This window comes from Cryobacterium arcticum (assembly GCF_001679725.1).
GTDB lineage: Bacteria > Actinomycetota > Actinomycetes > Actinomycetales > Microbacteriaceae > Cryobacterium > Cryobacterium arcticum_A.
The window spans coordinates 1,908,549-1,922,290 of sequence record NZ_CP016282.1 but is presented as its reverse complement, the minus strand read 5'-3'; the positions used below and the strand labels follow the sequence as shown (position 1 = coordinate 1,922,290).

Below are 13,742 nucleotides of genomic sequence, written 5' to 3'. Positions count from 1 at the left end.
GGCCGTGAAAGTGTATGTGATGCACGAGGGAGTATCTGGGTGTCTGAACAGAATTTTGACCTTGTAGTTCTCGGTGGCGGCAGCGGCGGCTACGCGGCCGCCTTGCGCGCCGTCCAGCTCGGCCTGACCGTGGGCCTGATCGAGAAAGACAAGCTCGGCGGTACCTGCCTGCACGTCGGTTGCATCCCGACCAAGGCCCTGCTGCACTCCGCCGAGGTCGCCGACGTCAGCCGCGAGTCGGCCAAGTACGGCGTCACGACGTCGTTCGAAGGCATCGACATGGCCGCCGTCACGGCGTTCCGTGAGGGCATCGTCGCCAGCAAGTTCCGCGGACTGCAGGGCCTGATCAAGGCCCGCGGCATCACCGTCATCTCGGGTGAGGGCCGTCTGGTCTCCCCCACGACCGTCCAGGTCGGCGAGGACACCATCGTCGGCAAGAACGTGGTCCTTGCGACCGGTTCCTACTCCCGTTCGCTGCCCGGGCTGGCCATCGAAGGCCGCGTCATCACGAGCGAGCAGGCCCTCGAGCTCACCTACGTGCCCAAGAAGGTCGCCGTGCTCGGTGGCGGCGTCATCGGCGTCGAGTTCGCCAGTGTCTGGAAGTCCTTCGGCGCCGACGTGACCATCATCGAGGCGCTGCCGCACCTGGCCCCGAACGAAGAGGAATCCGTCTCCAAGCAGCTCGAGCGGGCCTTCCGCAAGCGCGGCATCGAGTTCTCCCTCGGCGTACGGTTCCAGTCGGTCACCCAGGACGACTCCGGCGTCGTCGTCACCCTCGAGAACGGCACCACCATCGAAGCCGAGCTGCTGCTCGTCGCCGTCGGCCGTGGCCCGTCGACCGCAGGGCTCGGCTTCGAAGAGGCCGGCATCACCATGGACCGCGGTTTCGTCCTCACCGACGAGCGCCTCGCCACCAACATCCCCGGCGTCTACGCCGTCGGCGACATCGTCCCCGGCCTCCAGCTCGCGCACCGCGGCTTCCAGCAGGGCATCTTCGTCGCCGAGGAGATCGCGGGCCTGTCCCCGATCGTCGTGGACGACCTGAACATCCCCAAGGTCACCTACTGCGACCCTGAAATCGCATCCGTCGGCTACACCGAGGCCAAGGCCGTCGCCAAGTTCGGCGCCGACAAGGTCTCCAGCTACGAGTACAGCCTGGGCGGCAACGGCAAGAGCTCGATCCTGGGCACCACCGGTTCGATCAAGGTCGTCCGCGAAGTCGATGGCCCCATTATCGGCATCCACATGATCGGCGCCCGCGTCGGCGAACTGATCGGTGAAGGCCAGCTGATCGTGAACTGGGAAGCGTACCCGGAGGACCTCGCGCCGCTGCTGCACGCCCACCCCACCCAGAACGAAGCGCTCGGCGAGGCCTTCCTGGCCCTGGCCGGCAAGCCGCTGCACGCCATGTAGCCCGCTTCGGGCACAGAGAACGTCACTAACATTGGTCAGACATTAATGGTTTCAAAGGAGACAAACGCATGAGCGAATCCGTCAACCTCCCGGCACTCGGTGAGAGTGTCACAGAGGGTACGGTCACCCGCTGGCTCAAGAACGTGGGAGACCGCGTCGAAGTCGACGAACCGCTGCTCGAGGTATCGACCGACAAGGTCGACACCGAGATCCCATCCCCGATCGCCGGCGTCATCGAAGCCATCCTGGTTCAAGAAGACGAGACCGTCGAGGTCGGAACCCCCCTCGTGACCATCGGCGACGGATCCGCTGCTGCGGCACCGGCCGCCGAGGCGCCCCAGCAGGAGGCGCCCGCCGCTCCGCAGGCCGCCGCACCCCAGGCCGCGGCTCCCGCTGCAGCCCAGGGCGGCTACGAGTCCCCCGCCCCCGAGGCCGAAGCAGCGCCTGCCGCGGCAGAGGTCCCTTCCACGGAGGCCCCCGCCCCCACCGAGGCTGCCGCGGCAACCCCGCCGGCTCCGGCCGTCGTCGAGGCGCCGCCCGCAGCTCCCGCAGCACCTGCCCCCGTAGCAGCAGCCCCCGCAGCCCCCGCAGCCCCCGCAGCGCCTGCCGCACCGGAAGCACCCGCCGCCGAGCCCGCTCGCGGCGCCCACGCCGGCACCAGCGGCTACGTCACGCCCATCGTGCGCAAGCTCGCCAACGAAGCCGGCGTCGACCTGTCCACCATCACCGGCACCGGTGTCGGCGGACGCATCCGCAAGCAGGACATCGAGAACGCCGCGGCACCGGCCCAGGCGGCTCCCGCCGAGTCGGCCGTCGCCGTCGAGGTCTCGCCGCTGCGCGGCACCACCCAGCCGATGTCGCGTCTGCGCAAGGTCGTCGCCGAGCGGGCCGTTGCCTCGATGCAGCAGACCGCACAGCTCACGACCGTTGTCGAGGTGGACGTGACCCGGGTCGCGATGCTGCGCGACAAGGTCAAGGTCTCCTTCCACGAGAAGACCGGCAACAAGCTGTCCTTCCTCCCGTTCTTCGCCCTGGCCGCGGCCGAGGCGCTGAAGGCCAACCCGATCATCAACGCCACCGTTGACGGCACCTCGATCGTGTACCCGCCCCAGGAGAACATGAGCATCGCCGTGGACACCGAGCGTGGACTGCTGACGCCGGTCATCCGCGACGCCGGGGAACTAGACCTGGCCGGCTTCGCCGCCCAGATCGCCGATCTGGCCGCTCGCACCCGCGACAACAAGCTCAAGCCCGACGAACTGTCCGGTGGCACGTTCACGCTGACCAACACCGGTTCGCGCGGCGCGCTGTTCGACACCCCGGTGGTCTTCCTGCCGCAGAGTGCCATCCTCGGCACCGGCGTGGTCTACAAGAAGCCCATCGTCGTGACCGACAAGGGCCTGGACTCCATCGCGATCCGTTCGACGGTGTTCCTGGCGCTCTCCTACGACCACCGCATCATCGACGGAGCGGACGCCTCGCGCTTCCTCACCACGATGAAGGCACGTCTGGAAGCCGGAGCCTTCGAGGCGAACCTGGGCATCTAACACCCCACCCGAACGGTTCGAGTCACCAATCGAAGAGTTCGCGTAACCGCCAGCCGGCCTCGCCCTTGATCACCAGGGCCGAGGCCGGCTGTCTCGTTTCCACGACCTCGGAGCCGGCCGGATCCGACACCGGCGTGAGCAGCACGAGCGCCGAATTCCCTGTTCGCTCCTGCACGCTGGCGGTGAACGGCGCCGTCGAACCCCGCGGCGAACCCCATCCGGTCGGCGGTTCCGGCAGACCCTGCCGCACCGTGTAGACGTCCGCGGCGCTCGCGACGGAACCGGCCTGGTCGACGGAGTCGAGGCACAGCACCGAGGCGTCCGCCAGACACCGGTCCCGCAGCGCCAGCAGGGTCAGCGTCGCCGCGGCAGGATCGTCTGCCAGCAGGGAGTCTGTCGGCACCGCCGGCGCATCGGCGTCGTGGCCCGTCGCGTTGGCGGCTGCGTCCGAGGGCGCATCGGAGCGGGCCTGAGACGGTGGCTCGGGCTGCCCGCCGCCGCCGGGCGCGGCGTCGCCCTGGCCCAGCGCACCCAGTCCCCCGGCTCCGAGGACAACCGCAAGACCCACTCCGACCAGCACCGGTCGCCGCACTCTGCGGAGCCTCACCCGCCCGGCGCCGAGCGCCGCGACGATCGCGGGCACAAGCCTGGGCTCGGGGCCACGGGCGCCTGCCGGCCGGCCGGACCGCTCGGGCCCGCGGCGGACGACAACGGCGCTGGGCATCCCGGCGGCGCCCACCACAGCTCCGGTCAGCACAGCTCCGGCCGACACCGCTCCGGCCAACACAGCCCCGGTCACCACAGCCGCGGTCACCACAGCCCCGGTCTCCACGGCGCCGGCCTCGGCACCAGTCTCGGCGACCCGCCCGGTCCCCGTGCCGCGCACGGCGGCCGCGGGCGCCCAGTCGAACAAGGCCGCCTCGAGCCCGGTCAGGTCCGGTGGCAGCGGGCGGGCGGTCGCCGCGGATTCGAACCGGGCCAGCACCGCGGCGGCCCCGCCGGCATGCGGATCCCGGGGATCGAGATGGTCCAGGAGCCGGCGGAGGAACCCGGCCAGCCGCAGCAGGTCGTCCCGACGCCGTGCCGCCCCGCCGCCGCCGGCCGGGAGGTCGTCGAGGGCGCCCAGCCCCACCAGCACCGGGCGGCCGGAAGCGTCGAAACGTACACAGGCCGCGCCGATGGCGGGATGGCTGAACCCCGCAGCATGCAGCGCCCCCAGGGCCGCCGTGACCGTGGCCCCGATCGTCACGGCCTCTCCAGCCGTCAGCGCCGACTGGTCGGCCAGCGCACGGTCCAGCGTGGGTCCTGGCAGCCGCTCCAGCACAAGGCAGACCCGGCCGTCCGGCGTCGTCGCCACATCGATGAGTCGGCACAGGTGTCCGCCGGGAACGGTGAGCAGCGCCCGTACCTGCCGGTCAAGGACGGCACCGTCCTGGCCGGGGCGGAACACCTGCAGCGCCGCTGTCCGTGGTTCGCCGCCGGGGCCGGAGGTGACCCCCAGATATACCGACGAACGGCTGCCGGTTCCGATCCGGCGCACCAGGCGGTGCCCTGCGACGGTCCCGCTCACTCCGGCTGTGCTCGCTTCGTCCATCGTCTCACCCTGCTCGCCGGACGCCCGCCCTGAATGCTCCGGGGCAGGTCGGGGAGAATCTCGCCGTACCTCCCCGCTGGGGAGGAGCGGCCCCCTAGACTGGCCGCATGCTCGACTTTGTCGTCGCGGGGCTAAGCGCCAACTCCGTGCCGTATTTCGAGGGCCTTGAGCTCCAGCGCGCCGTCCATCGCACGGTGGTGTCCGGTCATCGACCGAACACCGTCCTGCTCCTCGAACATCCCGCCGTGTACACGGCCGGCAAACGCACCCAGCCGGAGGACCGTCCCACCGACGGCACCCCGGTCGTGGACGTCGACCGGGGCGGCCGGATCACCTGGCACGGCCCAGGGCAGCTGGTCGGCTATCCGATCCTGCGCCTGGCCGAACCGATCGACGTGGTCGGTTACGTGCGGCTGCTCGAGGCCATCCTCATCGACGCCCTCGCCGACTTCGGCATCGACGGCAGACGGGTGAACGGACGCAGCGGGGTCTGGGTCGGACCCGACGGGGCCGAAGACAAGATCGCCGCCATCGGCATCCGCGTCGCCGACGGGGTCACCATGCACGGCTTCGCCCTGAACTGCGACAACTCCCTGGAGCCGTACGACCGCATCGTCGCCTGCGGCATCGCGGACGCCGGCGTCACCACCATGACCCGGGTGCTCGGCCGGGTCGTCAGCACGGAGGACGCCGTCGCCTCCGTCACCGCCGCCTTCCGCAGCCACCTGTCGGTCCCCGCATGAGCGCCGCACCCGACGGGCGCCGGATGCTGCGGCTGGAGGTCCGCAACGCCGAGACGCCCATCGAAAAAAAGCCCTCCTGGATCAAGACCCGCGCGCGGATGGGCCCCGAGTACCGTCAACTGCAGAACCTGGTGACCAGCGAGAACCTGCACACCGTCTGTCAGGAAGCCGCCTGCCCGAACATCTACGAGTGCTGGGAGGATCGCGAGGCGACCTTCCTCATCGGCGGGTCGCAGTGCACCCGGCGCTGCGACTTCTGCCAGATCGACACGGGCAAACCCGCCGACTACGACACCGACGAGCCCCGACGGGTGGCCGAGTCCGTGCGGGCCATGGACCTTCGCTACGCCACCGTCACCGGGGTCGCCCGGGACGATCTGCCCGACGAGGGCGCCTGGCTCTACGCCGAGACGATCCGGCAGATCCACGCCCAGTGCCCCGGCACCGGCGTGGAAATCCTGGTGCCCGACTTCTCGGGAAACCGCGACCATCTCACCGAGGTGTTCTCCGCCCGCCCCGAGGTGTTCGCGCACAATGTCGAAACCGTCCCCCGGATCTTCAAGCGCATCCGCCCCGCCTTCCGCTACGACCGGTCGCTCGACGTGCTCAGCCAGGGGCGCGCCGCCGGGCTGATCACCAAGTCGAACCTGATCCTGGGTATGGGAGAGGAACGCGCCGAGGTGTCCGAGGCCCTGCGGGACCTGCACGAGGCGGGCACCGACATCCTCACTCTCACCCAGTACCTGCGCCCGAGTCCCCGGCACCTGCCGGTGGCGAGGTGGGTACGGCCTGAGGAGTTCGTCGAGCTCAAGGAAGAAGCCGAGGAAATCGGCTTCCTCGGGGTCCTCTCCGGCCCCCTGGTGCGGTCGTCCTACCGGGCCGGCCGCCTGTGGGCGCAGTCCATGGCGGCGACGGGACGCCCCGTTCCCGCCGGCCTGCAGCACCTCGCCGACGCCACCCGGGGGTTCAGCCAGGCCGTTTGACCCTAAATCCGTCACGCGCATATCGACCGACTGGGTAGTCTTAGAACCATGGCACGCAGCAAGGACAAGAGTCCCCGCACCCCCAAAGAACCTGGCCGCTTGAAGCAAATGTGGCAGGTCTTCCAGATGACCAGGCGCTACGACTCGAACATCGTTCTGTTCATGATCCTGGGCTTCCTGATCCCGGTCGCGGTGGGGCTGATCCTGGCCCTGCTCCTGACCCCGGACAGCGGGTTCACCATCGCCCTGTGGATCATCGCCGGAGTGCTCGGCGGTGTTCTCGCGATGCTCATCATCCTGGGTCGGCGCGCCGAGAAGGCCGCATACTCGCAGATCGAGGGCCAGCCCGGCGCCGTCGGCGCCGTGCTGCGCTCCTCGCTCAAGCGCGGCTGGGTCGGCAGCGAGATGCCGGTCGCCGTCAACGGCAAGACCCAGGATGCCGTGTACCGCGCCGTCGGCCGCGGCGGCGTCGTGTTGATCAGCGAGGGCCCCCGCACCCGCACGGCCCGCATGGTGGACGAAGAACGCCGCTCCGTGGCCAAGGTGGGCGGCAACGTCGCCGTCACGGTCATCTCGGTCGGACCCGACTCGGATGCCGTGCCGCTGCACAAGCTGGCGCGTCGTCTGACCAAGATCAAGCCGTCGCTGACCAAGGCCGAGGTTCTCGCGGTGAACAACCGCCTCAACTCCATCGCCAAGAAGCTCCCGATCCCCAAGGGTGTCGACCCGACCAAGGCCCGCCCGCAGCGCGGCAACTAGCCCGGCGCATCCGCGCACACGAACAGCGCAGACACAAGCAGGGCACAACACAGCAGGGCACGGGGTCGAACCCGTGCCCTGCTGTCGTTCCCGGACCCGCCGGCTACCGGCGGATCAGCACCGTGCCGGCGATCTTGTCGTGGAAGCCGCGCTGATCCGAATCCCAGACCAACGCCGGAACGGCCAGGCCGAGCAGCACGGAGCGCACGACGGGCCGCCAGACGCCCACCGGTCCGCCGCTGAGGCTGATCAGACGGAGGCCCAGCAACAGATGCCCGATGCTGGCACCGAGCGTCGCGAGCAGCACGGCCTGCAGGAGCACAAAGACGCCCAGCACGACGAAACCGTCGTAGTCGAGCAGGGTGTACCCCCAGATCAGGCAGGCCAGGCCGACCGCGATCGCCCAGTCGATGACCAGGGCCAGGATGCGCCGGCCGACCCGGCCCACCGAGTGCGGGCCGCTCCGGGGCAGGCCGAGCCGCTCCCCCGGCCAGGTGCTGGGCGGAAGCTGCCCGAAAGTCGTGGGGCCTGGAGGTGTCGCGTTCACCCGCCCAGTTTACCGAGCGACCTCCCCTGTAACATTGCGGAAACATAAGCGTCATTCTTAAGTAACCCGTCCGTAATAGTGTCGGGGAAGCCGCAGTGTGCGACATTGATAGTCACCCACGCCTACGTCGTTTGGAGTAAAACCGCATGTTCCGCGATTCGTCCGAAGTGCTCGCTTTCATCAAGGACACCGATGTCAAGTTCCTTGACCTCCGCTTTACCGACCTGCCGGGTGTGCAGCAGCACTTCAACATCCCCGCGTCGACCGTCGACGAGGAGTTCTTCACCGTCGGCCAGATGTTCGACGGCTCGTCGATCCGCGGTTTCGCGTCGATCCACGAATCAGACATGCAGCTGATCCCCGACGTCACGAGCGCCTTCGTCGACCCGTTCCGCGCCGAGCGCACGCTCATCATGCTGTTCGACATCTACAACCCGCGCAACGGCGAGATCTACTCCAAGGACCCGCGCCAGGTGGCCAAGAAGGCCGAGAAGTACCTCGCGTCCACAGGCATCGGCGACACCGCGTACTTCGGCTCCGAGGCCGAGTTCTACATCTTCGACGACGTGCGCTACGAGGTCAACCAGCACACCAGCTTCTACTCCGTCGACTCCGGCGAGGGCGCCTGGAACTCCGGCCGCAAGGAAGAGGGCGGCAACCTCGCCAACAAGACCCCCTACAAGGGCGGCTACTTCCCGGTCAGCCCCGTCGACCAGCACGCCGACATGCGCGACGACATCTGCCTCAAGCTCATCGACGCCGGCCTGGTGCTCGAGCGTAGCCACCACGAGGTCGGCACCGGCGGCCAGGGTGAGATCAACTACAAGTTCGACACCATGGTGCACGCGGCCGACGACCTGCTCAAGTTCAAGTACATCGTCAAGAACACGGCGCACGAGTGGGGCAAGACCGCCACGTTCATGCCCAAGCCGCTCTTCGGCGACAACGGTTCCGGCATGCACACCCACCAGTCCCTGTGGTCTGAGGGCAAGCCGCTGTTCTACGACGAGGCCGGCTACGGCGGACTCTCCGACGTGGCACGCTGGTACATCGGCGGCCTGCTCAAGCACGCCCCCGCCGTGCTCGCCTTCACCAACCCGACGGTCAACTCGTACCACCGCCTGGTGCCGGGCTTCGAAGCACCGGTCAACCTGGTCTACTCGGCCGGCAACCGTTCAGCGTCGATCCGCATCCCGATCACCGGCACCAACCCGAAGGCCAAGCGTCTCGAGTTCCGGGCGCCCGATGCCTCCGGAAACCCGTACCTCGCCTTCGCCGCCCAGCTGATGGCCGGCCTTGACGGCATCAAGAACCGCATCGAGCCGCACGAGCCTGTCGACAAGGACCTCTACGAGCTGCCGCCCGAAGAGGCCAAGAACATCCCCCAGGTTCCCGCTTCGCTCGAAGAGGCGCTGCAGGCGCTGGAGGCCGACCACGACTTCCTGCTCGCCGGCAACGTCTTCACCCCGGAGCTCATCGAGACCTGGATCGACTACAAGCGCGAGAAGGAGATCAAGCCCCTCGCGCAGCGTCCGCACCCGTTCGAATTCGAACTGTACTACGGCGTCTAAGCAGCACCACTCACTGAGCCGAAGGGCCGCGACCGCGAGGTCGCGGCCCTTCGGTCGTTAACCCGAGAAGGCCCCTGGTCGCTCCACGGGGCCGTAGAACCGACGCTCGAACACCGCGCGGGCGCGACGCGTGACCGCGAGGTAGTCCTCCTCCAGCTGGTTGGCCGACCCGGGCGGGTACTCCATCATGCGGGCCACACCGTCCAGCTGCATCCGGTCGGTCGGCAGCACGTCAGCGGTCTTGTTGGTCCACAGGGTGATGGCCGAGCGGCACCGGGACGCGAACAGCCACGCGGCCCGGAGCGTCGCCGCCTCCGGCGCGCTCACCAGCGAATGCCGGGTCGCTTCCTCCAGTGCCTCGAGAGTGGAGGTCGTGCGGAGCGCCGGAAGCGCGGCAGCATGCTGGAGCTGCAGCAGCTGCACGAACCATTCCACGTCGCTCAGCGAGCCACGGCCCAGCTTGAGGTGCCGGTTGGGGTCGGCGCCCTGCGGCAGGCGTTCGTTCTCCACCCGCGCCTTAATGCGCTTGATCTCGCGTACGTCCTGCTCGGAGATGGCCTCGGGGTACCGAACGGGGTCCATCACGGCGTGGAAGCTCTCCACGAGCGCCGGCTCCCCGGCGATGCCGCGGGCGCGCAACAGGGCCTGCGCCTCCCAGGTGAGCGACCAGCGGCGGTAGTAGGCCTGGTAGGAGTCGAGGGAGCGCACCACGGCCCCATTCTTGCCCTCAGGGCGCAGACCGATATCGAGGTCAAGCGGCAGCCTGTTGTCGTCGGTGAGCCGGTTCAGCTCGCGCACGATGAACGTCGCCCGGTCGTGCGCCGCGCCGCCCTCGAGCGTGCCGGGCCGGAAGACGAACATGACGTCGGCGTCGGAGCCGAAGCCCAGCTCCGCTCCCCCGAACCGGCCCATCGCAATGACCGCGAACTCGATGCCGTCCGGCGCCAGCGGACCGTCGTCGCCGGTGAGACCGGTGCCGCGGATGGCGCCGAGCACCCCCTGGATGATCACGGTGGCCACATCCGTGAGGCCCGCCGCCAGCTCGTCGATGCTGATGCGGCCGAGGATCGCCGACAGGGCCAGGCGCAGCATCTCCCGCCGCCGGCTGGTGCGCAGCACCGACGCGGCCGCGTCGGGGCTGCCGTGCCGGGCCAGGACAGCCCGTGCCTCGTCCTGCAGCACGCCGAGGGGCCTCGGGCGCAGCTCGTCATCGTGCTCCAGCCAGGCGACGGCCTCCGGGATGGTCTCGAAGAGCTCCCCGACGAACCGGGAGGCGGACAGCACCCTGGTCAGGCGTTCGGCGGCTCCGGACGAGTCGCGCAGCATCCGCAGGAACCAGTAGGTGGACCCCAGGCTGTCGCTCAGCCGGCGGAACGCGAGGAGACCGTAGTCCGGGTCGGCGCCGTCGGAGAGCCACTGGAGCAGAACCGGCAGCAGGTGTTGCTGGATGGTCGCGCGGCGGGACACCCCGCTCGTGAGCGCGGCGATGTGAGCCAGGGCTCCCGCGGTGTTGCGGAAACCGATGGCCGCCAGTCGTGCCTCAGCCTGGGCGCTCGTGAGGTTGAGCCCCTCGGCGGGCAGCGCCGCCACGGCCGACAGCAGCGGGCGGTAGAACAACCGTTCGTGCAGCCCGCGAACCCGGTGTTTGGTGGCCTCCCACCTGGCGCTCAGCCCGGCGGCGCTGGTGGCCAGGCCGGTGGCGCGCGCGAGCACGCGCAGACCGGCCTCGTCCCGGGGCAGCAGGTGCGTGCGACGCAGACGGTCCAGCTGCAGGCGGTGTTCCATGAGCCGGAGCATCCGGTAGTCCTGGGCGAACTCCGCCGCCTCCGCCCGGCCGACGTAGCCGGATTCGGCCAGGGCGGCCAGCGCCGGCAACGTGCCGGGCTGGCGCACGTCAGGGTCGGCCTGACCGTGCACAAGCTGCAGCAACTGCACCGTGAACTCGATGTCGCGCAGGCCGCCCGGGCCGAGTTTGAGCTGCACGGCGACCTCGTCGGCGGGGATGTTGCTGGTCACGCGTTCGCGCATCCGCTGCACCGATTCGACGAAGTTCTCCCGGCTCGCGCTGGTCCACACCTTCGGCGCGACCGCGGCGACGTACCGGGAACCGAGTTCGACGTCCCCGGCCAGGGGCCGGGCCTTGAGCAGCGCCTGGAACTCCCAGCTCTTGGCCCACCTGTCGTAGTAGGCGATGTGGGACTCGAGGGTGCGCACGAGCGCTCCCGACTTGCCTTCCGGCCGCAGGTTGGGGTCCACCTCCCACAGCTCGGGTTCGACTGTGGGCTGGTTGAGGCCGCGCATCATGAGGATAGCCAGCCGGGTGGCGATGTCCACGGCCCGGCCCGTGTCCAGGCCGGCGTCCTCGTCCCCTTCGGCGACGAAGATGACGTCGACATCGCTGACGTAGTTGAGCTCTCCCGCGCCGGCCTTGCCCATGCCGATCACGGCCAGCTTGGTCAGGCGCACCTGCTCGAGCGGGAACACGCCGGGCGCCGCGACGGCGCCGCCGGCCATCCCCCGGGCGACGGCCAGGGAGGCCTCCAGCGCGGCGGCGGCCAGGTGGGAGAGCTGCCGGGCGATCCTGTCGAGGCCGCCGACGGGGTCGGCCTGTTCGAGGTCGAACGCGGCCAGCTCGGCGAGCCGGCGGCGGTAGCGGACCCGCAGGGCCACCCAGCCGGCGTCGTCGACCAGCGCAGCGACACCGTCCGTCGCCTGTACCGCGTCGAGCAGGTCGCCGGTCAGTTCCGCCAGACCGGGCAGCGAGGCAGTCTTCTCGTGCAGCACCGCGAGTTCGTCGGGGTGCCGCAGGAAGAAATCGGTCAGGCCCGTCGACGCGCCGGCGACCGAAACCAGGCGCTGCACGGCACCGGGGTGCCGCCGGAGCACGGCGAACTCGGTCGGACACCGCCGGACGAACGAGAGCACGGCGAACAGAGCCGCATCCGGGTTCGCCGCGCGGCTGAGCAGCGGGAAGAGGTCGGACGGGTCGGGCCCGCCCAGCTCGCTGACCTCGTCGAGGCGTGCGCGGGCTTCGCCGAGATCGGCGAAGCCCACCCGAGCGAGGTCTGTCAGAGTCAGCTGTTCTCTCGCCATGTCGTGCGCCTGTCTGGGATTGCCCCTAGAGCATCTCGAGGTTCTTGTTGAGCTCGAACGGGGTGACCTGCGACCGGTACTCGCGCCATTCCTGGCGCTTGTTCAGCAGCACGTAGTTGAACACGTGCTCGCCGAGGGTCTCGGCGACCAGTTCGGACTCCTCCATGTACTGGATGGCGTGATCGAGGCTGGCGGGCAGCTGGTGGTACCCCAGGGCGCGGCGTTCGGTGTCGCTGAGACCCCAGACGTTGTCCTCAGCCTCCGGCGGCAGTTCGTAGCCCTCTTCGATGCCCTTGAGCCCGGCGGCCAGCATCAACGAGTAGGCGAGGTACGGGTTGGCCGCGGAGTCGATCGCGCGGTACTCGATGCGCGAGCTCTGCCCCTTGTTGGGCTTGTAGAGCGGAACCCGGATGAGTGCCGACCGGTTGTTGTGGCCCCAGCAGACGAAGCTGGGTGCCTCGTCGCCGCCCCAGAGCCGCTTGTACGAGTTCACGAACTGATTGGTCACGGCCGTGATCTCGGGCGCGTGGCGGAGCAATCCGGCGATGAACTGGCGGCCCGTGGTGGACAGCTGGTACTGGGCGCCGGCCTCGTAGAAGGCGTTGGTGTCCCCCTCGAAGAGCGACAGGTGGGTGTGCATGCCGGAGCCGGGCTGGTCGGAAAGCGGCTTGGGCATGAACGTCGCGTAGACGCCCTGCTCGATCGCCACTTCCTTGATCACGGTGCGGAACGTCATGATGTTGTCCGCCGTGGTCAGGGCATCCGCGTAACGCAGGTCGATCTCGTTCTGGCCGGGGCCGGCCTCGTGGTGGCTGAACTCCACCGAGATGCCGAGGTCTTCGAGCATCCGCACCGAACGGCGGCGGAAGTCGTGCGCTGTGCCGCCCGGGACGTTGTCGAAGTAGCCGGCGGAGTCGACCGGGACGGGCCCGTTCTTGCCGAACTTCGACGACTTGAGCAGGTAGAACTCGATCTCAGGGTGCGTGTAGAAGGTGAACCCGCGTTCGGCGGCCTTCGCCAGGGTGCGCTTGAGCACGTTCCGGGGGTCGGCGACGGCGGGCTGGCCGTCCGGCGTGGTGATGTCGCAGAACATCCGCGCCGTGGGGTCGACCTCGCCACGCCAGGGCAGAATCTGGAACGTGGTGGGGTCCGGGTGGGCCAGCACGTCGGCTTCGAAGGAGCGCGTGAGGCCCTCGATCGCGGAGCCGTCGAAGCCGAGTCCCTCGGCGAACGCCCCCTCGACCTCGGCCGGTGCGATCGCGACCGACTTCAGGGTGCCGACCACGTCGGTGAACCATAGTCGAATGAACTTGATGCCCCGTTCCTCGATGGTCCGAAGAACGAAGTCGCGCTGCTTGTCCATCCACGCCCTTTCTTGTTGCTCCTAGGCTACCGGCTGCCGCCGGTGCGTGCGCGAAAACCGGCTGATCGCGCGGACGAATCGGGCCGGGGCATCCGAATGCCGGATCGGGATGCCGAATCGGGCGCTGAG

General features: G+C 69.2%; 10 protein-coding genes. 6 read left to right on the top strand and 4 right to left on the bottom strand.

Going from position 1 to position 13,742, the window contains the following annotated elements:
• The first annotated feature begins 39 nt into the window (after window positions 1–39).
• On the top strand, window positions 40–1,413 hold the full coding sequence (gene lpdA / locus PA27867_RS08580; RefSeq protein ID WP_066595295.1) for a dihydrolipoyl dehydrogenase: 1,374 nt from the start codon (window positions 40–42) through the stop codon (window positions 1,411–1,413).
• Window positions 1,414–1,481: 68 nt separating this feature from the next.
• Entirely contained in the window at window positions 1,482–2,960 is a 1,479-nt protein-coding gene (gene sucB, locus PA27867_RS08575) for a 2-oxoglutarate dehydrogenase, E2 component, dihydrolipoamide succinyltransferase (protein ID WP_066595294.1), read from the top strand.
• Between the two features lie 22 nt (window positions 2,961–2,982).
• Here sucB and PA27867_RS08570 read toward each other — a convergent pair whose 3' ends face one another.
• Window positions 2,983–4,554: a hypothetical protein gene (locus PA27867_RS08570; protein WP_066595293.1), complete on the bottom strand. Its 1,572-nt coding sequence runs from the start codon at window positions 4,552–4,554 to the stop codon at window positions 2,983–2,985.
• Between the two features lie 107 nt (window positions 4,555–4,661).
• Between PA27867_RS08570 and lipB the strand changes: the two genes are divergently transcribed.
• Genes lipB through PA27867_RS08555 form a run of 3 tightly spaced genes read left to right on the top strand, consistent with a single transcriptional unit; the run spans window position 4,662 to window position 7,039 of the window.
• Window positions 4,662–5,297 (top strand): lipoyl(octanoyl) transferase LipB, encoded by a 636-nt coding sequence (gene lipB, locus PA27867_RS08565; protein ID WP_066595291.1) that lies wholly within the window; start codon window positions 4,662–4,664, stop codon window positions 5,295–5,297.
• The gene (gene lipA / locus PA27867_RS08560) at window positions 5,294–6,280 is read left to right on the top strand and encodes a lipoyl synthase (RefSeq protein WP_084020905.1); all 987 of its coding nucleotides are present in this window, start codon (window positions 5,294–5,296) and stop codon (window positions 6,278–6,280) included. Before lipB ends, lipA begins: the two co-directional genes overlap by 4 nt.
• 48 nt (window positions 6,281–6,328) lie before the next feature.
• Window positions 6,329–7,039, top strand: a complete 711-nt coding sequence (locus PA27867_RS08555; protein ID WP_066595289.1) for a DUF4191 domain-containing protein — start codon at window positions 6,329–6,331, stop codon at window positions 7,037–7,039.
• A gap of 103 nt (window positions 7,040–7,142) precedes the next feature.
• Here PA27867_RS08555 and PA27867_RS08550 read toward each other — a convergent pair whose 3' ends face one another.
• Complete coding sequence (locus PA27867_RS08550; protein ID WP_066595288.1) at window positions 7,143–7,586, bottom strand: RDD family protein; 444 nt, start codon at window positions 7,584–7,586, stop codon at window positions 7,143–7,145.
• Window positions 7,587–7,732: 146 nt separating this feature from the next.
• On the opposite strand from PA27867_RS08550, the gene glnA (PA27867_RS08545) reads away from it, so the two are divergent.
• Window positions 7,733–9,157, top strand: a complete 1,425-nt coding sequence (glnA, locus tag PA27867_RS08545) for a type I glutamate--ammonia ligase (RefSeq protein WP_066595286.1) — start codon at window positions 7,733–7,735, stop codon at window positions 9,155–9,157.
• Window positions 9,158–9,214: 57 nt separating this feature from the next.
• On the opposite strand, the gene PA27867_RS08540 is transcribed toward glnA (PA27867_RS08545), so the two are convergent.
• The gene (locus PA27867_RS08540) at window positions 9,215–12,250 is read right to left on the bottom strand and encodes a bifunctional [glutamine synthetase] adenylyltransferase/[glutamine synthetase]-adenylyl-L-tyrosine phosphorylase (RefSeq protein WP_066595283.1); all 3,036 of its coding nucleotides are present in this window, start codon (window positions 12,248–12,250) and stop codon (window positions 9,215–9,217) included.
• A gap of 25 nt (window positions 12,251–12,275) precedes the next feature.
• On the bottom strand, window positions 12,276–13,613 hold the full coding sequence (gene glnA, locus PA27867_RS08535; RefSeq protein WP_066595282.1) for a type I glutamate--ammonia ligase: 1,338 nt from the start codon (window positions 13,611–13,613) through the stop codon (window positions 12,276–12,278).
• Window positions 13,614–13,742: the final 129 nt, after the last annotated feature.

What these genes read in the sequence shown, in the direction of transcription:
- lipB (WP_066595291.1), top strand. Translation starts at nt 4,662, where the DNA reads ATGCTCGACTTTGTCGTCGCGGGGCTAAGCGCCAACTCCGTGCCGTAT.
- lipA (WP_084020905.1), top strand. Translation starts at nt 5,294, where the DNA reads ATGAGCGCCGCACCCGACGGGCGCCGGATGCTGCGGCTGGAGGTCCGC.
- glnA (WP_066595282.1), bottom strand. Translation starts at nt 13,613, where the DNA reads ATGGACAAGCAGCGCGACTTCGTTCTTCGGACCATCGAGGAACGGGGC.
- glnA (WP_066595286.1), top strand. Translation starts at nt 7,733, where the DNA reads ATGTTCCGCGATTCGTCCGAAGTGCTCGCTTTCATCAAGGACACCGAT.
- PA27867_RS08540 (WP_066595283.1), bottom strand. Translation starts at nt 12,250, where the DNA reads ATGGCGAGAGAACAGCTGACTCTGACAGACCTCGCTCGGGTGGGCTTC.
- sucB (WP_066595294.1), top strand. Translation starts at nt 1,482, where the DNA reads ATGAGCGAATCCGTCAACCTCCCGGCACTCGGTGAGAGTGTCACAGAG.
- PA27867_RS08570 (WP_066595293.1), bottom strand. Translation starts at nt 4,554, where the DNA reads ATGGACGAAGCGAGCACAGCCGGAGTGAGCGGGACCGTCGCAGGGCAC.
- PA27867_RS08555 (WP_066595289.1), top strand. Translation starts at nt 6,329, where the DNA reads ATGGCACGCAGCAAGGACAAGAGTCCCCGCACCCCCAAAGAACCTGGC.